This window comes from Rathayibacter sp. Leaf299 (genome assembly GCF_001423055.1).
GTDB classification, from domain to species: Bacteria; Actinomycetota; Actinomycetes; order Actinomycetales; family Microbacteriaceae; genus Rathayibacter; species Rathayibacter caricis.
Genome location: NZ_LMNT01000002.1, coordinates 550,851 through 572,688, shown reverse-complemented (window position 1 = coordinate 572,688; position 21,838 = coordinate 550,851). Strand labels below are relative to the sequence as shown.

Genomic DNA, 21,838 nt, shown 5'->3' with positions numbered 1-21,838 from the left:
GACCGCGGGGTCTCCCGCACGCGGCCGCCGCGAGTATGCGCCGTCAAGCCGGGAATGCGCCGTGTCCGGCGGCGTGGCGTGCAGGATGGAGCGCATGCCCTCCTCCGCCGCCCTCGTCGTGATCGCGGCCGTCGTCGCCTTCGCCGCGGGCGCCCTGATCGACGCGGCGCTCCGCCGCCTCGCCCGCGTCGAGCGGGGGCTGCCGCCGGGACGCTCGTCGGCGGCCGTGGCGATCGCGACGGGAGTGGTGAGCGCCCTGGGCGCGGCGGCCCTCACCTCCGCGAACCGGCCGAGCGCCGTGCTGGCCGTGCTCGTGCTGCTCACCGTCGTGGGCGTGCACCTCTCGGTGATCGACCTGCGGCACCGTCTGCTGCCGAACGTGCTGGTCGTGCCCGCGATCGCCCTCGGAGGGCTGCTCGTCCTGGTCGCGAGCCTCGTCGACGGGCGGCCCGGGGACGGGCTCCGCGCGCTGCTGGGCGGGCTGGCGCTGTTCGCGGTCTACCTCGTGCTCGCCCTCGTCTCACCGGGCGGCCTCGGGATGGGCGACGTCAAGTTCGCGGCGGTCATCGGCACGATGCTCGCGTCGCGCGGCTGGACGGAGCTGCTCCTGGGCGCCGCCGCCGGATTCGTCCTCGCCGCGCTGGCCGCGGCGGTGCTCCTGCTGACCGGCCGAGCACGGCGGGGGACGCCGCTGCCCTTCGGGCCGATGATGCTCGCCGGGGCCGTGCTGGTGCTCGCTCTCCCGGTCTGACGCGGAGGGACGTATCGTCAGTCGGTTTGTCCCCCGGAAGGGTACGAGACGGACCGGGCGTTCTCTCTATCATCAGTGATGTCGCAGAAGTGAATGCAGCCGAATGAATATCGGCGGGCTCTCGATCACCCCCGTGATCCGACTGCTCCTCTTTCTCCGCGACAGCACCACCGGCTATCGCACGATCGGTCTCACACTGGGTCGTCGACTGCCTGCTCCCCTTGTAAACCGGTCTCGCTCACCCCATCTCGGAGGTTCACCATGCTCTCTCTCCTCATCACTCTCCAGACTCTCGTCACCACCGCGAAGGACCGCCTCCGCGAGGAGCAGAAGGGTGCGACCGCCGTCGAGTACGGCCTGCTGGTCGGCCTGATCGCCGTCGTGATCATCGGCGTCGTCGTCTTCCTCGGCCCGCAACTGGGCAGCATCTTCGCCACCGTCAGCAACGACCTGCCGAAGGCGACCGCCACCCCGACCAACACCCCGTAAGGCGGATCCGGTCCGACGGAGGAAGGGTGCCGCGCCGTCCGCGGCGCCCTTCCTCTTCCGCTTCTGCCCGGAGTGAGGTCATGTCTTCCCGATTGCACGAGGACTCAGGCGCAGTCGCCCTGGAATTCGCTTTACTCCTCCCCATACTCATGGTCATCCTCGTCGGAATAGTGGAGTTCTCCCTCCTTTTCACCGCGCAGACGACCATCACGAATGCGGCCCGAGAAGGCGCCAGAAGCATGGCGCTGCACAACAATCCGGCGACGGCGAGAACTGCCGTCAAGAATGCGGCCTTCAACCTGTCCCCCGGTCTCACGGACGCTCAGATCACCGTCTCGCCGACCGCCTGCACCGTGGGCACCCTCGGGACGACCACCATCCGCTACCAGTACCACTTGATGACCGGCCTCTTCGGCGACGGCATCACCCTGACCGGGAAGGCGGCGATGCGATGCGGCGGCTGACTGCGCGCCTCTCGGACGAGCGCGGAGCGGTCTCGATCATCGTGGCCGTCGCGATGGTCGTCGTGCTCGGCTGCGCCGCCCTCGCGATCGACCTCGCCCGACTCAACCTCGAGCGCGCCGAGCTGCAGAACGGCGCCGACGCCGCCGCCCTCGCCGTGGCTCAGAGCTGCGCGGCGAACCCCTGCACCACCGCCGCTGTGAAGGCCGCGGCCGTCGCCCTCGCCGCGACCTACGCCGACGCCAATGCCGGCGACGGAGCGTCCGGCGCCGTCACGACCTTCCCCACCGCGAACTCGGTGCGCGTCACCACCTCCGCCGAGGACGGCACGACCGGCGCCGGATCCCTGGCGACGGTGTTCGCTCCCGTCTTCGGGATCGACTCCCTCGAGGTCGGGCAGTCGGCCACCTCGTCCTGGGGCAGTCCCGCGGCGGGCGAGGCCGCGCTGGCGCTCGCCTTCGCTCCGTGCGTCTTCCGACTCGACGGAGCCGTGCAGGTCATCAGCATGCACGGCGACTCCGGCGGCACCGCCTGCCAGACCACGAGCCCCTCCGGGCAGCTGCTCCCGGGCGGCTTCGGCTGGCTCAACGATCCCCTCGGCACCTGCCGCGCCAAGGTCGACGTCGCGAAGCCCGCTCCCGTCTCCGGCAGCACCGGAGTCAGCCTGCCTCCGGGCTGCTCCACCCAGTTGGCAAAGCTCGGCGGCACCACGGTGCTGCTCCCCGTCTACTCCGACAAGGGCGGGACCGGATCGAGCGGCTGGTACACGATCAAGGGGTTCGCCGCCTTCCAGGTGCTCGGCTGGAACTTTCCCGGCATGAGCTGGAACAACCAGACCTATGCGGGCGCGGGGTGCAAGGGCACCTGCAAGGGGCTCATCGGCAAGTTCGTCCGCTTCGTCTCCCTCGACGACGCGTTCACCTACGGCGGCGCGGATCTCGGCGCCTCCATCATCACCCTGTCGGACTAGGACCCCCTGCCCCGTGAAGCTCCGCATCCTCTTCGCGATCCTCGGATTCGTGCTCGCCGTCGTCGGCGTGATGGCCGTGACCCTCTACGCACGGGACGCCGATCAGCGCGCCCTCGAGGATCAGCGGCCGATCGACGTCCTCGTGCTCGCCCGTGACGCCCCCGCCGGCACCCCCGCCGACCAGCTCTCGCAGTACGTCGAGGTGAAGGCCCTCCCTCAGGCAGCCGTCGCCGTCGGCGCCGCGACCACCCTCGACGGCCTCGGCGGCCTGGTCACGTCGGTCGACCTGGTGACCGGTGAGCAGCTGCTCGCGACGCGGATGGTCTCGCCGGACGCTCTCGATGTGCCCGGCCGCGTCGACGTCCCCGCCGGACTGCAGGAGGTGACCGTCCCGCTGAGCCCCGAGCGGGTCGTCGGAGGCGCCCTCGCTCCCGGCGACACCGTCGGAGTGGTCATCACAGTCGGCGACAAGACGCACATGCGTCTGCAGAACGTCCTCATCACGACGCTCCAGGGGCTCGGCTCCCCGGTCGAGGGCGACGCGAGCGGAGTCACTCCGCTCCCCGGAGGATCCGTCTTCGTCACCTTCGCCGTGAACGGCCCCGACGCCGAGCTGATCGTCAGCGCGGCCCAGTCCGCCACGATCTGGCTCACCAAGCAGCCCGAGGGTACCGACCCGAGCGGCATCCGCGTGATCACTCCCGCCGAGATCCTCCCGTGACCCGCTTCCTCGCGGTGACCGACTCCGCCGCCTTCCTCGACCGCGTCTCGGCGGCCCTCGTCGGCGACGACGGCTCCGGCGTCACCGCGGTCCCCGCCGAGGCGACCGGCCTGCGCCCGGAGGCGATCCTCCCTCCGCCCGGCGAGGAGCCGGTCGACGTGGTCCTGATCGGCCCCGGGATCGAGCGCACCGCCGCGCTGCGCTTCGCGGCCGCGCTCGACTCCTCCTTCCCGCGGATCACGCTCGTCCTCGTCGACGACCCCGATCCCGAGCTCGCCGTCGCCGCGATGCGCGCCGGTGTCCGCGACGTGATCGCCCCCGATGCGGACGCTGACGCCCTCGGCGAGGTGCTGCGCCGCTCGAGCCGCGCGGCCCAGGCACGGATCGGCGATCGCCCGGCGGCCCGGAGCGGCCCGCAGCGCAAGATCGTGGTCGTCCTGTCCCCCAAGGGCGGAGTGGGCAAGACCACGCTCTCGGTCAACCTCGCCGTCGCCCTCGGCCGCGTCGCTCCGCTCTCGACCGTCCTGGTCGACCTCGACGCGCAGTTCGGCGACGTCGCGAGCGCTCTGGGCCTGGATCCGGTGCACACGCTCCGCGACGCCGTCGGTGCCGCGGCCGCCTCCGACCTCCTCGTCCTCAAGGCCTACCTCGCCGTGCACGAGGCCGGCTTCTACTCCCTGAGCGCGCCGAAGGACCCCGCCGACGCCGACCGCATCTCCTCGGACGCCGTCACGCACCTGCTCCGCCAGCTGTCCTCCGACTTCGCCTACGTCGTCGTCGACACGTCCGCCGGCCTCACCGACCACACCCTCGCCGCACTCGAGGTCGCGACCGACGCCCTCTTCGTCACGGCGATGGACGTCCCCGGCGTCCGGGGACTCCGCCGCGAGCTCACCGTGCTCGAGGAGCTGGGCCTGCTGCCCGAGAACCGCCACCTGGTCGTGAACCTCGCCGAGAAGAAGTCGGGCATCACGGTCAAGGACATCGAGGCCACCGTGCGGATGTCCGTCACCGCCGTCGTGCCGCGATCGGCCGACCTCGCGCTCTCGGTCAACATGGGGCAGCCGCTGCTGCTCTCGAAGCGCCGCTCCCGAGCCGCCGTGCTGCTCGGCAGGCTCGCGGGCTCGTTCACCGGCGCGGTCGGCACGGCCCCGCGCAGAAGGGTCAGGATCCAGTGAGCCTCGCCGAACGCCTCGCCTCCAAGCACGCCGAGCGCGACGCGCCCTACGTGCCGGTCGCCGCGCCACTCCCCCCTGTCGCGCCCGAACCGGATCCCGAGCCGCAGGAGGACGAGCGCGCGCGGGAGGACGGACTGCTCGCCCTCAAGAGCCGGGTCGGCGACGAGCTCTTCCGCCGGATGGGGTCGAGGCTCAACGACCCCACGCTCGCCGAGGCCGACCTGCTCGGCCAGGCCCGCGAGATCCTCGGCGAGATCGTCGACGCCGAGTCCGCCCCGCTCACGCCCGAGGAACGGCAGCGGCTCGTCGCACAGATCGCCGACGACGTGCTCGGCTTCGGTCCCCTGCAGCCGCTGCTCGACGACCCGACCCTCACCGAGATCATGGTGAACGGGCACGAGCAGATCTTCGTCGAGCGCAGTGGCCGCCTGACACTCAGCGGCACGAGGTTCCGCTCGGAGGCGCAGCTGCGCGCCGTGATCGAGAAGATCGTCACCCGCGTGGGGCGCCGCATCGACGAGTCGTCGCCGCTGGTCGACGCCCGGCTCGAGGACGGCTCGCGCGTGAACGCCGTCATCCCGCCGCTCGCGGTGAACGGCTCGTCTCTCACCATCCGCAAGTTCTCCCGCGATCCGCTCACCGTGTCCGACCTCGTCGGCTTCGGCTCGGTGACGCCCGAGATGGCCGAGCTGCTCGACGCCTGCGTGCGCGCGCACCTCAACATCATCGTCTCGGGCGGCACCGGCACGGGCAAGACGACCCTGCTCAACGTGCTCTCCTCCTTCATCCCCCACGGCGAGCGCATCATCACCATCGAGGACGCGGTCGAGCTGCAGCTGCAGCAGTCGCACGTGGTGCGGCTCGAGAGCCGCCCGGCGAACATCGAGGGCCGCGGCGAGGTCTCGATCCGGGAGCTGCTGCGCAACTCCCTCCGGATGCGCCCCGATCGCATCGTGGTCGGGGAGTGCCGCGGCGGTGAGGCGCTCGACATGCTGCAGGCCATGAACACCGGGCACGACGGCTCGCTCTCGACCGTGCACTCCAACTCCCCGCGCGACGCGATCGCCCGCCTCGAGACCCTCGTGCTGATGGCGGGGATGGATCTGCCGCTGCGGGCGATCCGCGAGCAGATCGCGTCGGCCGTCGACGTGATCGTCCAGCTCACCCGCATGCGCGACGGCAGCCGCCGGGTCACGCACGTGACCGAGGTGCAGGGCATGGAGGGGGACGTGGTCGTGCTGCAGGACGCCTTCGTCTTCGACTACGCGGGAGTCGACGCCTCGGGTCGGATCCAGGGCGGCCCGGTCGCGACCGGCGTCCGGCCCCGGTTCCTCGACCGCTTCGCCGAGCTGGGCATCACGGTCTCGCCGCGGGTGTTCGCCCAGCCCGTGCCGGGTGAGCGCCGATGATGGCGGTCCTGGGCGCCGTGCTCTGCTACGCGGCGGTGCTCGTCGTGGTCTTCGGAGTGCTCGCCTCCTCCCGCCCCCGGCTGCCGATCGAGCGTCGGCGCCCGGATGCGGGAGCAGAGGACTCCGGTCTGACCCAGCTCACCCGCTCGACGAGCGAGGTGATCTCGGCGGCGCTGCTGAAGCAGGGCTGGACGGAGCGGCTCACGGGAGCCCTGCGCGACGCGGGCCTGAAGAAGTCCCCCTCCGAGCTGCTGATCCTCGTGGCGGCCGCCGTCGTCGTGGCGTTCCTGCTCGGTCTGCTCGCGGGGTCCGCGATCCTGGGCGTCCTGCTCGTCGTCGTCGTCCTCGGCGGCGCGGTCGTGCTCCTCCGCACGCTCGCGGATCGACGGCGGCGCCGCTTCGCCGATCAGCTCGACGGCACCCTCCAGCTGCTCGCGAGCGGCCTGCGCGCGGGCCACTCCCTGCTGCGCGCGATCGACGCGGCCTCGCGGGAGTCGGAGTCGCCGACCGCCGAGGAGTTCGCGCGCGTCGTCAACGAGACGCGCCTCGGCCGCGACCTGAACGTGTCGCTCGCCCAGATGGCCGAGCGCATGCGGAGCGAGGACCTGAGCTGGGTCGGGCAGGCGATCGGCATCCACCGCGAGGTCGGCGGCGACCTGGCGGAGGTGCTCGACCAGGTCGGCCACACGATCCGCGAGCGCAACCAGATCCGCCGCCAGATCTCGGCGCTGGCCGCCGAGGGCAAGATGTCGGTCTACATCCTCATGGCGATGCCGTTCGCGGTGATCGGCATCCTCTCCCTCACCAGTCCCTCCTACGTGGCGAAGTTCACCGAGCACTGGCTGGGCTTCGTCCTGATGGTGGTCGCCGCGATCATGTTCGTGATCGGCGGTCTCTGGATGCGCCGCGTCATCAGCTTCAAGTTCTGAGGAGCAGTCCCGTGCTGATCGCGTCCCTCTGCCTGCTGGCGGCGCTCCCCCTGCTGTTCGCCGCTCTCGCGCCGGCCGGTGACGAGCGCACCGCGGCCCGGCGCAACCTGACCCAGGGCCTCGTCGAGGAGACGGTCGACGCCCGCTCGACGGCCGAGCGGCTCGAGCGGATCGCCCAGCGGCTCCTGCCGCCCGGGGCCCTCGCACGGCTCGACCGCCTGCATGCGCACGCCGGGCGCCCCGCCGGGTGGCCGCTGGGCCGGGTCGTCCTGGCCAAGCCGCTTCTGCTGCTCGTCGCGGCGGCAGCCGGATCCCTCGTCCTCGTCCGGCAGCCGCCGCCGATCCTCGTCCTGCTGATCCTCGTGGTCGTGGTCGTCGCCTACTTCGTGCCCGACCTCCTCCTGCACAGCCGCGGTCTCGAGCGGCAGGCGGCGATCGGCCTCGAGCTGCCCGACACCCTCGACCAGATGCTGATCGCCGTCGAGGCCGGGCTCGGCTTCGAGGCGGCCATGGCCCGCGCGGGCGAGAACGGCAAGGGGCCGCTCGCCGAGGAGCTGGTGCGCACCCTGCAGGACATGCGCGTGGGCATGACCCGCCGCGACGCGTACCGCGCACTGGAGCTGCGGACGTCGGTCCCGGATCTGCGCACCTTCGTCCGGGCGATCGTGCAGGCCGACGCCTACGGTGTCTCGGTCAGCGCGGTGCTGCGCACGCAGGCGCAGGAGATGCGCCTCAAGCGGCGGATGCGCGCCGAGGAGAAGGCGATGAAGATCCCGGTCAACATCCTCTTCCCGCTCATGCTCTTCATCCTCCCGGTCCTCTTCATCGCGGTGCTGGGGCCGACCATCATCTCGTTCGTGACGATGTGACCCCTCCCCTCCAATTTCGAGTGGCTACTCGACATTGTGGTAGCGTCCAGAACGGCGCAGCCGCCCGCGGCGGCGCCCCCCACGACGACGTGACGACTCGACTCCGATCGGAGGCTCCGAGGCGCGCGATGCCGCGGCGTCCCGGCGCGGCGGCCTGACGGAAGGCTCCGCGCAGTGACCCCCACCCCCGAGCACTACCTCACCGACACGGGTCCCGGACGGGGACTGCGCCGCCGCGCCCGCTCCTGGCTGCACACCGACGCCCCGACGATCCCGCTCGACGGGCAGTGGCGGTTCCGCCTGCTGCCGGCCGCTCCGGGCACGCTCGGCGGGATCGACGTGCTGCCCGAGGGAGAGGGCGTCGACGACGTCGCCGCCGAGTCCTTCGACGACTCCGCCTGGGACTCGATCCCCGTGCCCGCGCACTGGGTGCTGCAGGGCGACGGCCGCTACGGCCTCCCCGCCTACACGAACGTCCAGTTCCCGTTCGCCACGGAGCCGCCGTTCGTACCGGATGAGAACCCCACCGGCGACTACCGCCGCACGATCGAGGTCCCGGAGTCGTGGACCGGCGCCGAGGCGGTCGTCCTGCGGTTCGACGGGGTCGAGTCGCGGTACCGCGTCTGGGTCAACGGCGTCGAGATCGGCATCGGATCCGGCAGCCGCCTCGCGCAGGAGTTCGACGTGACCGAGGCGGTGCGCCCGGGCGAGAACCTCGTCGTGGTGCGCGTGCACCAGTGGTCGGCGTCGAGCTACGTCGAGGACCAGGACCAGTGGTGGCTGCCCGGGATCTTCCGCTCCGTGCACCTGATCGCCCGTCCGGTCGGCGGCATCGAGGACGTCTGGGTGCGGACGGCCTTCGCCGACGGCGCGGGCCGGCTCGAGACCGAGCTCGTCGCGTCCCCCGAGGCCTACCCCGTGGTGCTCCGGGTGCCTGAGCTCGACCTCGAGGTCGAGTGGGCGAGCGCCGAGGACGTCGCTCCGATCGCGATCGACGCCGTCGAGCCGTGGTCGGCGGAGTCGCCGCGCCTGTACGACGCCGAGATCGCGTCCGCCGGCGAGACCGTGTCGCTCCGACTGGGCTTCCGCACCGTCGAGATCCGCGGCGACCGCTTCCTGGTGAACGGCGAGCGCGTCGTGTTCCACGGCGTGAACCGGCACGAGACCCACCCGGACCGCGGGCGCGCCTTCGACGAGGACGCCGCGCGCGAGGACCTCGCCCTGATGAAGCGGTTCAACGTCAACGCGATCCGCACCAGCCACTACCCGCCGCACCCGCGCCTGCTCGACCTCGCCGACGAGCTCGGCTTCTGGGTGATCCTCGAGTGCGACCTCGAGACGCACGGCTTCGAGCGCTGGGGCTGGGCCGGCAACCCGAGCGACGACCCCGCCTGGCGCGAGGCGTACCTCGACCGCATCGAGCGCACCGTCGAGCGCGACAAGAACCACCCGAGCATCGTGATCTGGTCGCTCGGCAACGAGGCGGGCACCGGAGCGAACCTCGCCGCGATGTCGGCGTGGGTGCACGGGCGCGACCCCGAGCGCCCAGTGCACTACGAGGGCGACTACACCGGCGCGTACACCGACGTGTACTCGCGGATGTACTCCTCGGTGCCCGAGACCCGGCAGATCGGCGACGACGACTCGCGCACGACGCTCCTGGGCTGCTCCCCCGGCGAGTCCGCGCGCCAGCGCTCCAAGCCGTTCCTGCTCTGCGAGTACGTGCACGCCATGGGCAACGGACCGGGCGCCATCGACCAGTACGAGGACCTCGTCGAGCGCTACCCGCGCCTGCACGGCGGCTTCGTCTGGGAGTGGCGCGACCACGGGCTCCGCGCCCGGACGCCCGACGGCGTCGAGTACTACGCCTACGGCGGCGACTTCGGCGAGGTCGTCCACGACGGCAACTTCGTGATGGACGGCATGGTCCTCTCGGACAGCACGCCGAGCCCCGGCCTGTTCGAGTGGAAGCAGATCGTCGCTCCCGTCCGCGCCCGTATCGGCGAGGACTCCGTGCTGATCGAGAACCGGCGGCACGACGCCTCGACCGCCGACCTCCGCGTGCTCTGGCGCGCCGAGGTCGACGGGCGGAGGATCGCCGACGGCGTCCTCGAGACCGGAGCGATCGCCGCCGGCGACTCCGCGACCGTCGCGCTCCCCGAGGTCGACGTCGCCGCGGAAGGCGAGACCTGGCTGACCGTCGACGTCGTGCTCGCCGCGGCGACCGCCTGGGCCCCGGAGGGTCACCTCGTCTCCACGGCGCAGCGCCGCCTCTCCGCCCCCGCGCCGCAGCCCGCGTGGGCCCGGGCCCGACGCGGCACGCAGGGCGGCGACGCGGTCGGAGCGGCGCGCTTCGCCGGCGGACGGCTCCGGTCGCTCGCGGGGCTGGCGGTCGACGGCCCGCGCGCCGAGCTCTGGCGCGCCCCGACCGACAACGACGAGGGCGCCGGGTTCCCCGCCTACCTCAGCGGCGACCCCAACGCCGGCGACGGACGCGGAGTGCCCGCCCCGTCCTCGGCCGCCCGCTGGCGCGAAGTCGGCCTGGACCGGCTGACATCCCGACTCGAGAGCCTGGACACCTCGGACGGCCTCCGCCGCCGCACCCGCTGGTCCGCCGCCGACCTCGACGCGGCGCTCCTGGTCGACGAGCACTGGACGGCCGACGGCGACGCGGTCGTCCTCCGCGCCGACCTCGCGCCCACCGGCCGCTGGGATCTCGTCTGGCCCCGCCTCGGGCTCACGTTCGAGCTCCCCGGGTCGATCGACGGAGCCGCGTGGTTCGGCACAGGACCGCTCGAGTCGTACCCCGACAGCCTCCGCGCCGCCCGCGTGGGACGCTTCTCGGCGGGGATCGACGCCCTGACGACGCCGTACGCTCGCCCGCAGGAGAGCGGGCACCGCTCCTCGCTGCGCGAGCTCGTGCTGCACGAGAACGGCGCGGCGCGCCTGCGGATCGAGGCCGCCGCCGATCTGCACGGCCGCCTGCCCGGCTTCACCCTCGCCCGGCACACCCCGCAGGAGATCGGGGTCGCGCAGCACCCGCACGAGCTCCCGGAGTCGACGCGCTCGGTGCTGACGATCGACGCGGCCCAGCACGGCCTGGGCTCCCGCGCCTGCGGACCCGACGTCTGGCCCGACTTCCAGCTGCGACCCGAGGCGCGCACGATCCTCCTGCGGTTCAGCCCGATCGACTGAGCACGCAGTCGCCCACGAACCACGGCACGCCCGCGGGACCTCGTCGTCCCGCGGGCGTTCCGCGTCCTGACCGGCGTTCCCGCCGGCGTCGGGTCACTCCTGCGTCTGGTGCGGGAGCGGTCCGCCGATGAAGAGGTCGTCGTACTCGCGGCGGCGGCGGATCACGATGTTCGCGATGACGATCGCCAGGATCACGGCCACCAGCGCGCCCGCGCCGATCGTCAGAGCCACTCCGGCCGTCTGCCCGGAGGCCTCGGTGGAGGGGAGCACCGGCTCGGCGCCGGCGGTCGCGATCGCGATGCCGCAGACCTGCGCCGCGTCGGGCAGATCGGCCGAGACGCCGTCCACGGGGTAGCCGACGGTGACGGCGGCGGTGCGCCCGGAGGCGGTCCCCGTCGCGACGAGGCAGTAGACCGGAGCGGTGGGCGTCGCCACGATCGCGTCGCCCAGCACGAGGTCCGACCAGCCGAGGTCGTCGACCCGGACCGACAGCGCGCCGACCGCGAGGTCCGCCTTCACACCGGTGGGCGTGACCGCGGCGATCGTCACGGCCTCGCCGGAGTCGAAGCCCCAGACCGCGCCGCGGGGAGCGCCGGTCTCGGCGCCGGAGCCGTCGCGAGGCTCGACGAGGACGCCCGGCCCGGTGGAGGCCACGAGCGAGAAGGTGGTCGAGGCGGTGGAGCCGCGGTCGCCGGTGACGGTGATCGAGTACTCGCCCGTCGCCGACAGCGCCGAGGCCGGCACGGTGGCCGAGCCGGTGCTGGTCGTCGCGCCGTCCTGGCGGTCGTCGCCGGTCAGCGGAGTCTCGGTGCCGTCGGGCGCGCGCAGCACGCCCGTCGCGCTCTCGCCGCGCTGGAACCCGGCGTAGGCGGCACCCACACCGTAGAAGCGGGCGAGGTCGACCGTCAGCGCGCCCGGGTCCACTCCCGCGTCGCGGGTGAGGTAGACCGAGACGGCGGGAGCCGCGGACTCGGCGACCGGCTGGCCCTCGGCGACGGGAGCGGGCGCCGCGGCCGGGTCGGCGGCGGAGGTCGAGAGCAGGGTGCGTCCGGGAGCGGACGGCCGCGGAGCCGTCGTGCCGGCCTCGGTGGTGGCGGTGCCGCCGGTGGTCCCCCCGGCCGGGGCCTGCGGCTGCGCGGGCTGATTCGGCTGGGCGGGCTGGTTCGGCTGCGCGGGCTGGGCGGGCTGGTTCGGCTGCGAGGGCTGCTCCGGCGCCGGCTGCTCCGGCTGGGTCGGCGTGCTCGGCTGCGGCTGGGGCTGCGTCGGCGTGGTCGGCTCCGGCTCGGACGGAACGCCCGGCACCTCGGGCGCCGGCTCCTCGGAGGGCACGCTCGGCACGGTCGGCGTCTCCGGCTCCGGCTCGGGCTCCGGCTCGACGACCGGGGGCACCTCCTCGACGGGCGGGACGACCGGCGCGACCACCGGAGCGAGGACCGGCTCCGTGACCGCGGGCGCCGAGACTCCGGGCACCAGCTCGGTCGCCTGAGCGGCGGCGGGCAGCGCGAGGCCGGCGACGAGCGCGGCCAGGACGAGCGCGGAGGCCGCGGTGCGGCGTCGCTGACGTGACATGGATGTTCCTCCCCGTCGGAGTGCTGAGTGCACCCCGGATGCGGGGAGCGGCGGTCCCCGCAAAGAGACTATGCGGATCCATGCCCCACTCGTCGGCCAGTCCGTCCCCCGTGTGTGGGGTTCACCGCAACGATCCGGTCACGGACGCGTGTCGGTTCGGGGCGGGTCGCCGTCAGACCCCGCCGCTCAGACCTCGAAGTCGACGCAGGCCCGCTCGCGCACGAGCGGCCGGATGAAGCCCGCGACGCGGCGGTGCTCCGGGTGCTCGACGTAGATGTTGAGCGCGTCGGCGTCGGCGTAGTCCGCGATCAGCACCATGTCGAAGTTGTCCTTCGGGAACAGGGTGTTCTTCCCGATCGTCATCGACTCGATCTCGGGGATGATCGGCAGCAGCCCGCGCAGCGCCTCCGAGATCTGCTCGGTGTGCTCGGCCCGTTGCGCGGGGTCGACGGCGTTCAGCTTCCAGGCGACGACGTGGCGGACGGTCATGGGTGCTCCAGGAGGGCTCGGCGGAGGCGGACGGGGTCGATGCGCCAGTAGTTGTGGACTCGACCGTCGATCAGGAGGACGGGGATCTCCTCGACGAAGCGCTCGTGCAGCTCGGCGTCGTCCAGGATCGAGACCTCCGACAGCGAGACGGCCGGAGCGGCGGGCCCGAGATCGGCGAGGACCCCCTGCACCACCGCGCGGGCGTCGTCGCAGAGATGGCAGCCGGGCTTCCCCACGAGAGTCAGCGCGATGTCCACCATGCTCCCAGTTTAGACGGGAGGCTCGGGCGGCCCGACCCCGCTGGCGCAGGCCGAACCGCGACAGGACCGCATCGCTCCCGAACGCAGACGAGCGCCCGATCCCGGTGGGGAGCGGACGCTCGAAGGGGAAGAGGCCGGGGCCTACTTCTTGTTGCGACGCTGGTGGCGAGTCTTGCGAAGCAGCTTGCGGTGCTTCTTCTTCGCCATACGCTTGCGACGCTTCTTGATAACAGAACCCACGAAGACCTCACAACGCTCAGGGGGGTCGACCGCCCGACGGACGGCCGCTTACGAGAAAATGCCTCACGCGAGCTTACACGACCGAGCGGGCGCCCGGGTCACGGCCTAGCAGACCCCCGACGCGGCGAGCGCCCCGACACGCGTCACTTCCGGATGCGCAGCGCCTCGGCGACCTTCGTCGCCCCCTCGCTCACCCCGCGCTGGATGTCCTGCACGACCGTGCTGACCTGGTGGGTCCGCTCCGCGATCGCCCGGCCCAGCGACTCCGCCCGGGCCGCGGCCGCCGCGTCGAGCAGCGCGGGCTCGTCCTCGGTCTCGAGGAACGGCATCAGCCAGTCCTCGACCTCCTCCAGGGGCGAGTACTGCAGCGCGTAGAAGCGGTGCTGCCCGCTCTCGCGCACGGTGACGAGTCCCGCGTCGCGCAGCACCTTGAGGTGCTTCGACACGGTGGGCTGGCTGAGCTCGAGGCGGGCGACGAGCTGCGAGACGCTGATGCCCCCGGCGCCCGACGGTCCCGCCTCCCTCTGCGCGCGCAGGAGGGAGAGGATGTCGCGGCGGGTGCCGTCGGCGATCACCGCGAAGATGTCCGGCATGCGCCCAGAGTAGCCAGGCCGCCCTCTGCGGCGCCCGGGAGAGCGGCCGGCCGGCGGGCCCGGGAGCCGTACAGCGACCGGGTAGCATGGCCGCGATCGAGTGGAGGATCCGCCGTGGTGGTTCGCCAGCAGTTCCGCAGCCCCGTCGGGGTCTCGCCCGTCTCCCCGTGGTCGGGCTTCGAGCGGGCTCGCGACCTCATCGACGACTTCGCCGGCCGCTCCCCCTCGCGCTTCGCGATCCTGATCTTCTCGGCGCTGATCCTGGTCTTCACGCTCCTCTTCTCCCTGCCGGTCTCGACGACCGCCGGCGAGGTCACTCCGCTGCACGACGCGTTCTTCACCGCCATGTCCGTCATCTGCGTCACGGGCCTGGCCACGGTCGACATGGCGACGCACTGGTCGGCGTTCGGCCACTCCGTCATCTTCGTCGGCGTCAACATCGGCGCCCTGGGCGTGCTGACCCTCGCGTCGATCATGGGCATGGCCGTCTCGCGCCGCCTCGGCCTCCGCGCCAAGCTCATGGTCGCGAGCGACTCGAACCCGCTGCGGATCCACTCCGGCCCCGTCGCCGAGGGCCAGGCGGTGCGGCTCGGCGAGATCGGCGGACTGCTGACCACCGTCGCTGTGAGCGCGGCCGTCATCGAGATCGTCGTCGCCCTCCTGCTGTTCCCGCGGATGCTGATCGACGGGATCCCGATCGGCGAGGCGGTGTGGCACTCCTTCTACTACTCGGCGATGGCGTTCACCAACACCGGGTTCTCGCCGAACGCCGCCGGGCTCACCCCGTTCCAGGACGACTACTGGTTCCTCGGGATCCTGATGATCGGCGTCTTCCTCGGCTCGATCGGCTTCCCCGTCATCTACGCCTTCTCGCGCGGCTGGCGCCGCCCGCGAAAGTGGTCGGTGCACGTCAAGCTCACGCTCGTCACGTCGCTGATCCTGCTGGTCGCCGGGGCGGCGCTCTACATCGTGCTCGAGTTCGACAATCCGAAGACGTTCGGCGTGCTCGACGCGGGAGACACCGTCTTCCAGTCGTTCTTCCTCTCCACGATGACCCGGTCGGGCGGCTTCTCGACGATCTCCGTCCCCGACCTGAACGGCTCCAGCCTGCTCGTCACCGACATGCTGATGTTCATCGGCGGAGGCTCGGCCTCGACCGCGGGCGGGATCAAGGTCACGACGCTGGCGATCCTGTTCCTCGCCGCGTTCGCGGAGGCCCGCGGCACCAACGACATGGAGGCGTTCGGCCGCCGGATCCCCAACGACGTGCTGCGCCTGGGGGTCTCTGTCGTGCTGTGGGGAGCGACGACCGTCGCCGTCTCGTCGGTGATCATCCTGCACATCACCAAGGCCTCCCTCGACTACGTGCTGTTCGACGTGATCTCGGCCTTCGCGACGTCGGGGCTGTCGACGGGGCTCACGGCCGAGCTCCCGCCGTCCGGCGTCTACGTTCTGGCGCTGACGATGTTCATGGGCCGCGTTGGTACCGTGACTCTCGCCGCCGCGCTCGCCGCGAGTCAGCGGAGGCAGTTGTTCAGACGACCGGAAGAGAGGCCCATCGTTGGTTGACCGCATCAGGTACGACGCCCCGGTGCTGGTGATCGGCCTCGGGCGCTTCGGTGCCGCCACGGCCGGCCAGCTCGACCGACTCGACCGCGAGGTGCTCGCCGTCGACGCCGACGCCGGGCTCGTGCAGAAGTGGTCCGAGCGGGTCACCCACGCGGTCCAGGCGGATGCGCGCTCGCTCGACGCCCTCGCGCAGATCGGCGCGCAGGACTTCCAGGTGGCCGTCGTCGCCGTCGGCTCCTCGATCGAGGCGTCCGTGCTCATCACCGCGAACCTCGTCGACCTCAAGATCCCGCAGATCTGGGCCAAGGCCATCTCGCGCTCGCACGGCAAGATCCTCGAGCGCATCGGCGCGAACCACGTCATCTACCCCGAGGCCGAGGCCGGCGAGCGCGTCGCGCACCTGGTCTCGGGCCGCATGCTCGACTTCATCGAGTTCGACGACGACTTCGTGCTCGCCAAGATGTACCCGCCCAAGCCCATCCGCGGGCTCACGCTCACGGAGTCGGGGGTCCGGCGCAAGCACCGGGTCACGGTGGTGGGCGTCAAGAGCCCCGGCAAGCCGTTCACTTACGCGACCGAGCAGACCGTGGTCTCGAACCACGACCTCATCGTCGTCAGCGGAACACCCAGCGACATCGAGCGCTTCGCGGCTCTGGGCTCCTAGGCCGTGTTGACCAAGAGGTCGCCGTCGCGAGCACGGCCTGATCGTGCGAGCTGCAAGGAGGAAGCCGAAGGTCGATGCGGGCATCGACCGAGGTTTCCGACGCCGCAGATCGTGCGATCAGGACGAGCGGAGCACGCGAGATCTTGATCAACACGGCCTAGGCCCGGGCGTTCAGGACGCGGCGAGCTCCCGTGCGCGGGCGAGCGCCGCGTCCGTCGCCCGGGTGAAGAGCGACGCCAGGTCCGCCTCCTGCAGCACGGCGATCGCCCGCTCGGTCGTGCCGTTCGGGCTCGTGACCCGGCGGCGCAGCTCGGCGGGCTCCTCGCCCGAGTGCACGAGCAGCTCGGCGGCGCCGAGGAACGTGCCGGTCACCATCGTCGACGCCTGCTCGCGCGTGAACCCCTTGGCGATCGCAGCCGTGATCAGCTCCTCGATCAGCAGGAACACGTAGGCGGGTCCCGAGCCCGAGATCGTCGAGAGCGCGTCCAGCTGCGACTCCGGGACCTCGATGACCTCGCCGACGGTCTCGAACAGGCGGCGGACGAGCGCGAGGTCCTCGCCGCTCGAGCGGGTCCCCGCGCTCAGCCCCGTGACGGCGCGGCCGACGACGGCCGGCGTGTTCGGCATCGAGCGCAGCACCGGCACCGAGTCGGGCAGTCGGCTCTCGAACGCGGCGACGGTGACTCCGGCCGCGACGCTCACGACGACGGTCCCCGGAGCGAGCGCGTCGGCGATCTCCTCGAGCAGCGCGGCCACCATGTGCGGCTTCACCGCGACGAGCACGACGGAGGCGCCCGCGACGGCCCGGCGGTTCGCCTCGGCGTCCTCCTCGGTCGCGAACGCGGTGACGACCGGGTGGTCCTTCCACGCGGCGGCCTTGACGGCGTCGCGGTTCGTCACCCGGACACCGCCGTCGATGCGGACGCCGGGGGCGAGCAGTCCGCTGAGGATCGCACCGCCCATCGAGCCCAGGCCGAGCACGGCGATGGAGGGGAGCAGCACGGTGTCGTCGGTCACCCGCTCATCCTACGAACCGCGAGCGACCGCGGACCTGAAGGGGGTCCTCCCCCGATCCGCAGGACCCTAGGATGATCCGACCACCGACCGGCACCACCAGGATCCACGAGGAGACCACGTGAGCGCATCCGGAGGCGGCAGGGCGAGAAGCGCCGACAGCGGGAACCCTCCCGCGGCGGCCGAGAGCGTCGGCTGAGGTGCGGCGCGCACTGGCGATCGTCAACGAGCGCGGAGCGGGCCTGGGCGTCCTCGAGCCGATGCTGCGGGAGCACGGCTGGACGGTGGACGCCGTGGCCGGCACCGATCTCGGCTCCGTCGACCTCGACGAGCCCGAGCTCGTCGTCACGCTCGGCTCCAGCGCCGGCGTCTACGAGACCGCGCGGCACCCGTTCATCTCGCCCGAGATCGCCCTGCTGCAGGAGCGGCTGCACCACCGACGGCCGACCCTCGGCATCTGCTTCGGCGCCCAGCTGATCGCCGCCGCGCTCGGACGCGAGGTGCGTCCCGGTCCGACCCGCGAGGTCGGCTTCCGCCGCGTCGACCCCACGGACGCCGGGATGCGCTCACCGCTGCGCCACCTGGCGGGAGTGCCGGTGATGCAGTGGCACGGCGACACCTTCGACCTCCCCGCGGGCACGACGCTGCTCGCCTCCTCGGACGCCTACGCCGTCGAGGCGTTCGGCATCGACGAGTGGCTGCTGGGCGTGCAGTTCCACCCCGAGCTGAGCGGCGCGATGGCCGCGGGCTGGCTCGAGGGCGACGCCGAGTACGCGGCCGGAGCCGGCTACACGGCCGAGCAGCTCCGCGACGACGTGCAGGAGGGCCGCTTCGACCGGATGCGGGAGGCGACGGAGCTGATGCTGGCCGAGTGGCTCGGCGGCCACTCCCGCGACTGAGGCCGCCCGCTCAGCGCCGCGCGCGGAAGAAGTCGAGCAGCAGCCGCGTGCTCTCCTCGGCGCGGAGCCCCGGGTAGACCTCGGTCGTCCAGGTGTGCCGCCGATCGCGGAGGAGGTCGTGCAGCGAACCCACCGCCCCCGCCTTCTCGTCCCACGCCCCGAACACGACGCGCTCGACGCGAGCGGCCAGGATCGCTCCCGCGCACATCACGCACGGCTCGAGCGTCACGACGAGCGTGCAGCCCGTGAGCTGCCAGTCGCCCAGGGCGGCCGCCGCGTCCCGCAGCGCCACCACCTCGGCGTGCGCGGTCGGATCGGTGCGCAGCTCGCGCTCGTTGCGTCCCCGCCCGACGACGCGGCCGTCGGAGTCGACCACCACGGCACCGACCGGCACATCGCCCCAGCCCGCGGCGCGCCGGGCCTCGTCGAGCGCGAGACCCATCCACTCGTCGGCGGCGGAGGGGAGGCGCAGGTCGCTGTCGCGCATCGCGCCCCCTCGTGCCCGCGTCCGGTCCGGCCGTGCTCGGACCGGGAAGTAGATTGAGCTTATGCGCGTCCACGTAGCCGACCACCCGCTGATCACGCACAAGCTCACCGTGCTGCGCGACAAGCGCACCCCCTCCCCCACCTTCCGGCAGCTCGCCGAGGAGCTGATGACCCTGCTCGCCTACGAGGCGACGCGCGGCGTCCGCACCAGGACCGTGACGATCGAGACCCCCGTCACGCAGACCACCGGTCTCGCGCTCAGCGACCCGCAGCCGCTCGTGGTCCCGATCCTCCGCGCGGGCCTCGGCATGCTCGAGGGCATGGTCAAGCTGATCCCGACCGCCGAGGTCGGCTTCCTCGGCATGGCGCGCAACGAGGAGACGCTCGAGCCCACCACCTACGCCGAGCGCCTGCCCGACGACCTCTCGAACCGCCAGTGCTTCGTCCTGGACCCGATGCTCGCGACCGGAGGGTCGCTCATCGCGGCGATCAGGTTCCTCTTCGACCGCGGAGCCGTCGACGTCACGGCCGTCTGCCTGCTCGCCGCGCCCGAGGGCCTCGCCGCCGTCGAGAAGGCGTTCGAGGGTCGCGAGGTGACCATCGTCCTGGGCGCGCTCGACGACCACCTGAACGAGCTCGGCTACATCGTGCCCGGCCTGGGCGACGCCGGCGACCGCCTCTACGGCCTCGCCGGCTGACCGTCCCCCCTCCGGGTGCCGCGACGCGCCCGGAGGAGCCGATCCCGCGCCGGATCCTGGACGCCGACCCGAAATCTGTTGACTCGGTCCGTCACAGTCCGCTTTACTTTCCCCCATGACTGACAACGCGCTCGCCCTGACCTCCCTTGAGGCCATCGGGGATGCCGGCATGATGATGGCCGGCGGCCTCGTCATGTGTTGTCGAATGTGTGCGTGAGGCACTGACCTCGCCGGGTTCCCGCACAGCCTCCGCCCTCCGATCCTCCTGACCGGGCTCCACGCCCCGTCCGATCGGCTCGGCGTCGCAGGCGCGGTGAACCCCTCGGATGCACTTCATCCGCCCCAGCCGGACCGCACCACGCGGCCGCCGGCACCGCAGCGCACACCCGGATCCGCTCTCCCGGACACTCGTCCCGGATCCGACCAGCCCCAAGGATTCGCCATGTCCCTCCTCCACGCTCGCACCGTCCCCGCTCCCGCCGCCCTCGAGACCCCCCGCCTCCAGGCCGCTCCCGAGAGCACCCCGACCACCCCCCGCCTCCGCGCCGTGCCCCAGGGCACCGAGGCCCGCGGCTTCGCCCTCTACGTCGGCATCGACGAGGCCAAGGCCCGTGCCGCCGGAGTCGACCTCGGCCGCCTCGTCGAGGAGCTCAAGCGCGTCACCGCCCTCCTCGCCCCCGACGCCGAGACCTACGCCTCCGTCGCCCTCGCCCCCCAGGGCGCCGGCGGCCGCGACGTGGACGTCGTCCGCCTCGCCCTCCAGGACCCGGCCGCCGTCGCCAAGCGCCGCGCCGACGCCGAGCCCGACCTCGACCGCGCACCCGGCGGAGTCGTCGTCGACATCTCCCGCAAGCGCGTCATCCTCGACGACGAGACCACCGCCCTCACCTACAAGGAGTTCGAGCTGCTGCAGTACCTCGTCCTCCGCGAGGGCCGCACCATCGAGCGCGCCGAGCTCATCGCCTCCCTCTGGGGAGCCGCCGACGACGACGCCCCCAACGAGCGCACCATCGACGTCCACGTCCGCCGCCTCCGCGCCAAGCTCGGCCGCTACGAGGACATCGTCCGAACCGTCCGCGGCGTCGGCTACCGCTTCGACCGCCACGCCGACGTCGCCATCCGGTACGCGTCCACCCCGAGTCCTGATCTGTTCTGATCGAGGAGCGCAAGCGCTCCTCGATCCGCGGTCGGGCTGTGCTTGTTCGTTGAGGGAGCGCGAGCGCCGCTCCCTCAACCGCGGTCGGCTTCGCGACGAGGCGCGTTCCAGGGAGCGGGGTGCCTACGGCTCGCTCGAAACGCTCGCACGCGTTTCTCGCCCATCGCCTTCGAGACGGGCGGCTGGTCGAGGCGCGACGCCTGAGGTGCGGCTTCGCCGGCACGGTCTGGACGAGGTGCGGCTTCGCCGGCACCGTGCGACGGACGTGCGGTCGCACCGGCGGCCTCCTCGGACGGGAGGCTGGTGGGCGGCCCGCTCCCGCAGGCCGAGAACGCTCTCTTCGTGGGAACTCCAGCGCGCCTCGGTGCCGGAAGCAGGCGCGCCGTCAGAAGCCGTCCCCAGGAGCGGCGCGGGGGTGGTCGGCGGCTCCGGACGGAGGAGTTCGGGCGCGCGTTCCGGTAGGGGTCGGCGGGCGGATGCGGGGCTCAGGGAAGTGTCAGGAAATGGGCTCTTGCGGCGTTATCGATCCGTTATATAGTTCAAGAGCGTTAGTCGTTTGCTGTGGCGGCGAAGCGCGAATGTGATTGCAGGACACTCTTGGTGCAAGGGAATGAAGGCCGGCCGCTCGCCTCAGCGGCCGGCCTTCTGTCGTTCCGGAGCGGTGCCTCCGAGACGACGGCACGGGCGCCGTACCGATCGCGCAGTCGCGCTCGCCGTGGACCGGCGACCCCGTATCCTGGGCACGACGGAGGAGGTCCGGTGGGTTCGAGACGCGCTGTCGCCGCCTGGGAGGCGCTGTTCCGCGCTCAGGTGCACGTGATGCGGGCGCTCAGCAGCGAGTTCCCGTCCAAGGAGATCTCGCTCAACGAGTACGACGTCCTCTTCAACCTCACGCGTCAGCCCGAGCGCCGTGCCCGGCTGCGCGACCTCAACAAGCACGTGCTGCTCACCCAGCCCAGCGTCAGTCGCCTGATCGACCGGCTCGTGAGCCGCGGCTACGTCAGCAAGAGCGAGGATCCGAACGACGCCCGGGGCACGGTCATCGCGATCACCGACGAGGGCTACGACCTGTTCCGCGCCGTCGCGCTCCGCCACATGACGACGATCTCGCAGCACGTCGGCGACGCACTCGACGACGACGAGCTCGCGCAGCTGACGGCACTCTGCGACAAGCTCCGCGCCGGCGTCGCCTCCGCCTGACCCCCGCACCGGGAAGAGAGCGGGGGCC

General features: G+C 72.2%; 23 protein-coding genes. 16 read left to right on the top strand and 7 right to left on the bottom strand.

Annotated features, from left to right (window positions below; genetic code table 11):
• Positions 1-94: 94 nt before the first annotated feature.
• The 10 genes from ASF48_RS09880 to ASF48_RS09835 all read left to right on the top strand — a co-directional run bounded on the left by ASF48_RS09880 (position 95) and on the right by ASF48_RS09835 (position 10,973).
• Positions 95-751: a prepilin peptidase gene (locus ASF48_RS09880; RefSeq protein ID WP_055790436.1), complete on the top strand. Its 657-nt coding sequence runs from the start codon at positions 95-97 to the stop codon at positions 749-751.
• Between the two features lie 261 nt (positions 752-1,012).
• A complete protein-coding gene (locus tag ASF48_RS09875; RefSeq protein WP_055790433.1) occupies positions 1,013-1,240 on the top strand; it encodes a Flp family type IVb pilin in 228 nt (75 codons plus the stop codon).
• 80 nt (positions 1,241-1,320) lie between these two features.
• Positions 1,321-1,704: a TadE/TadG family type IV pilus assembly protein gene (locus ASF48_RS09870; protein ID WP_055790430.1), complete on the top strand. Its 384-nt coding sequence runs from the start codon at positions 1,321-1,323 to the stop codon at positions 1,702-1,704.
• On the top strand, positions 1,692-2,672 hold the full coding sequence (locus tag ASF48_RS09865) for a pilus assembly protein TadG-related protein (protein WP_055790427.1): 981 nt from the start codon (positions 1,692-1,694) through the stop codon (positions 2,670-2,672). Before ASF48_RS09870 ends, ASF48_RS09865 begins: the two co-directional genes overlap by 13 nt.
• 13 nt (positions 2,673-2,685) lie before the next feature.
• Complete coding sequence (gene cpaB / locus ASF48_RS09860; protein ID WP_055790425.1) at positions 2,686-3,393, top strand: Flp pilus assembly protein CpaB; 708 nt, start codon at positions 2,686-2,688, stop codon at positions 3,391-3,393.
• The gene (locus ASF48_RS09855; protein ID WP_055790422.1) at positions 3,390-4,571 is read left to right on the top strand and encodes an AAA family ATPase; all 1,182 of its coding nucleotides are present in this window, start codon (positions 3,390-3,392) and stop codon (positions 4,569-4,571) included. The genes cpaB and ASF48_RS09855 overlap by 4 nt, the downstream gene beginning before the upstream one ends.
• Complete coding sequence (locus ASF48_RS09850) at positions 4,568-5,980, top strand: CpaF family protein (RefSeq protein WP_055790419.1); 1,413 nt, start codon at positions 4,568-4,570, stop codon at positions 5,978-5,980. Before ASF48_RS09855 ends, ASF48_RS09850 begins: the two co-directional genes overlap by 4 nt.
• Entirely contained in the window at positions 5,977-6,909 is a 933-nt protein-coding gene (locus ASF48_RS09845; RefSeq protein WP_055790415.1) for a type II secretion system F family protein, read from the top strand. The genes ASF48_RS09850 and ASF48_RS09845 overlap by 4 nt, the downstream gene beginning before the upstream one ends.
• A gap of 11 nt (positions 6,910-6,920) precedes the next feature.
• Complete coding sequence (locus ASF48_RS09840; protein ID WP_082481206.1) at positions 6,921-7,778, top strand: type II secretion system F family protein; 858 nt, start codon at positions 6,921-6,923, stop codon at positions 7,776-7,778.
• Positions 7,779-7,952: 174 nt separating this feature from the next.
• Entirely contained in the window at positions 7,953-10,973 is a 3,021-nt protein-coding gene (locus ASF48_RS09835; RefSeq protein ID WP_055790412.1) for a glycoside hydrolase family 2 TIM barrel-domain containing protein, read from the top strand.
• Positions 10,974-11,066: 93 nt separating this feature from the next.
• Here the strand turns inward: ASF48_RS09835 and ASF48_RS09830 are convergent, their stop codons facing one another.
• The 5 genes from ASF48_RS09830 to ASF48_RS09815 all read right to left on the bottom strand — a co-directional run bounded on the left by ASF48_RS09830 (position 11,067) and on the right by ASF48_RS09815 (position 14,124).
• Positions 11,067-12,542 (bottom strand): hypothetical protein, encoded by a 1,476-nt coding sequence (locus ASF48_RS09830; RefSeq protein WP_055790409.1) that lies wholly within the window; start codon positions 12,540-12,542, stop codon positions 11,067-11,069.
• A 186-nt stretch (positions 12,543-12,728) separates the two neighbouring features.
• Positions 12,729-13,031: a Dabb family protein gene (locus ASF48_RS09825; protein WP_055790406.1), complete on the bottom strand. Its 303-nt coding sequence runs from the start codon at positions 13,029-13,031 to the stop codon at positions 12,729-12,731.
• A complete protein-coding gene (locus tag ASF48_RS09820; protein ID WP_055790402.1) occupies positions 13,028-13,291 on the bottom strand; it encodes a glutaredoxin family protein in 264 nt (87 codons plus the stop codon). The genes ASF48_RS09825 and ASF48_RS09820 overlap by 4 nt, the downstream gene beginning before the upstream one ends.
• Before the next feature lie 141 nt (positions 13,292-13,432).
• Positions 13,433-13,531 (bottom strand): 30S ribosomal protein bS22, encoded by a 99-nt coding sequence (locus ASF48_RS19015; RefSeq protein ID WP_003792170.1) that lies wholly within the window; start codon positions 13,529-13,531, stop codon positions 13,433-13,435.
• A 143-nt stretch (positions 13,532-13,674) separates the two neighbouring features.
• Positions 13,675-14,124, bottom strand: a complete 450-nt coding sequence (locus tag ASF48_RS09815; RefSeq protein ID WP_055790400.1) for an ArsR/SmtB family transcription factor — start codon at positions 14,122-14,124, stop codon at positions 13,675-13,677.
• 198 nt (positions 14,125-14,322) lie between these two features.
• Between ASF48_RS09815 and ASF48_RS09810 the strand changes: the two genes are divergently transcribed.
• Both ASF48_RS09810 and ASF48_RS09805 read left to right on the top strand, forming a co-directional pair.
• A complete protein-coding gene (locus tag ASF48_RS09810; RefSeq protein WP_055791516.1) occupies positions 14,323-15,693 on the top strand; it encodes a TrkH family potassium uptake protein in 1,371 nt (456 codons plus the stop codon).
• Entirely contained in the window at positions 15,686-16,357 is a 672-nt protein-coding gene (locus ASF48_RS09805) for a potassium channel family protein (protein WP_055790397.1), read from the top strand. The genes ASF48_RS09810 and ASF48_RS09805 overlap by 8 nt, the downstream gene beginning before the upstream one ends.
• Before the next feature lie 171 nt (positions 16,358-16,528).
• Here ASF48_RS09805 and proC read toward each other — a convergent pair whose 3' ends face one another.
• Complete coding sequence (gene proC, locus ASF48_RS09800) at positions 16,529-17,374, bottom strand: pyrroline-5-carboxylate reductase (RefSeq protein WP_082481204.1); 846 nt, start codon at positions 17,372-17,374, stop codon at positions 16,529-16,531.
• Positions 17,375-17,571: 197 nt separating this feature from the next.
• Between proC and ASF48_RS09795 the strand changes: the two genes are divergently transcribed.
• Entirely contained in the window at positions 17,572-18,270 is a 699-nt protein-coding gene (locus tag ASF48_RS09795; RefSeq protein ID WP_055790391.1) for a glutamine amidotransferase-related protein, read from the top strand.
• 10 nt (positions 18,271-18,280) lie between these two features.
• On the opposite strand, the gene ASF48_RS09790 is transcribed toward ASF48_RS09795, so the two are convergent.
• Positions 18,281-18,757, bottom strand: a complete 477-nt coding sequence (locus ASF48_RS09790; protein WP_055790389.1) for a nucleoside deaminase — start codon at positions 18,755-18,757, stop codon at positions 18,281-18,283.
• A 61-nt stretch (positions 18,758-18,818) separates the two neighbouring features.
• Here ASF48_RS09790 and upp point away from each other — a divergent pair, with 61 nt between their 5' ends.
• The 3 genes from upp to ASF48_RS09775 all read left to right on the top strand — a co-directional run bounded on the left by upp (position 18,819) and on the right by ASF48_RS09775 (position 21,810).
• Entirely contained in the window at positions 18,819-19,454 is a 636-nt protein-coding gene (upp, locus tag ASF48_RS09785; RefSeq protein ID WP_055790386.1) for a uracil phosphoribosyltransferase, read from the top strand.
• 442 nt (positions 19,455-19,896) lie between these two features.
• A complete protein-coding gene (locus ASF48_RS09780; protein ID WP_055790383.1) occupies positions 19,897-20,610 on the top strand; it encodes a winged helix-turn-helix domain-containing protein in 714 nt (237 codons plus the stop codon).
• 819 nt (positions 20,611-21,429) lie between these two features.
• Positions 21,430-21,810, top strand: a complete 381-nt coding sequence (locus ASF48_RS09775) for a MarR family winged helix-turn-helix transcriptional regulator (RefSeq protein WP_082481348.1) — start codon at positions 21,430-21,432, stop codon at positions 21,808-21,810.
• Positions 21,811-21,838 lie beyond the last annotated feature (28 nt).

Bases quoted from the DNA above. Each gene is read 5' to 3' on its own strand.
- ASF48_RS09880 (WP_055790436.1), top strand. From the start codon at position 95: ATGCCCTCCTCCGCCGCCCTCGTCGTGATCGCGGCCGTCGTCGCCTTC.
- ASF48_RS09875 (WP_055790433.1), top strand. From the start codon at position 1,013: ATGCTCTCTCTCCTCATCACTCTCCAGACTCTCGTCACCACCGCGAAG.
- ASF48_RS09870 (WP_055790430.1), top strand. From the start codon at position 1,321: ATGTCTTCCCGATTGCACGAGGACTCAGGCGCAGTCGCCCTGGAATTC.
- ASF48_RS09865 (WP_055790427.1), top strand. From the start codon at position 1,692: ATGCGGCGGCTGACTGCGCGCCTCTCGGACGAGCGCGGAGCGGTCTCG.
- ASF48_RS09845 (WP_055790415.1), top strand. From the start codon at position 5,977: ATGATGGCGGTCCTGGGCGCCGTGCTCTGCTACGCGGCGGTGCTCGTC.
- ASF48_RS09830 (WP_055790409.1), bottom strand. From the start codon at position 12,542: ATGTCACGTCAGCGACGCCGCACCGCGGCCTCCGCGCTCGTCCTGGCC.
- ASF48_RS09825 (WP_055790406.1), bottom strand. From the start codon at position 13,031: ATGACCGTCCGCCACGTCGTCGCCTGGAAGCTGAACGCCGTCGACCCC.
- ASF48_RS09820 (WP_055790402.1), bottom strand. From the start codon at position 13,291: ATGGTGGACATCGCGCTGACTCTCGTGGGGAAGCCCGGCTGCCATCTC.
- ASF48_RS09815 (WP_055790400.1), bottom strand. From the start codon at position 14,124: ATGCCGGACATCTTCGCGGTGATCGCCGACGGCACCCGCCGCGACATC.
- ASF48_RS09790 (WP_055790389.1), bottom strand. From the start codon at position 18,757: ATGCGCGACAGCGACCTGCGCCTCCCCTCCGCCGCCGACGAGTGGATG.
- upp (WP_055790386.1), top strand. From the start codon at position 18,819: ATGCGCGTCCACGTAGCCGACCACCCGCTGATCACGCACAAGCTCACC.
- ASF48_RS09780 (WP_055790383.1), top strand. From the start codon at position 19,897: ATGTCCCTCCTCCACGCTCGCACCGTCCCCGCTCCCGCCGCCCTCGAG.
- ASF48_RS09775 (WP_082481348.1), top strand. From the start codon at position 21,430: ATGCGGGCGCTCAGCAGCGAGTTCCCGTCCAAGGAGATCTCGCTCAAC.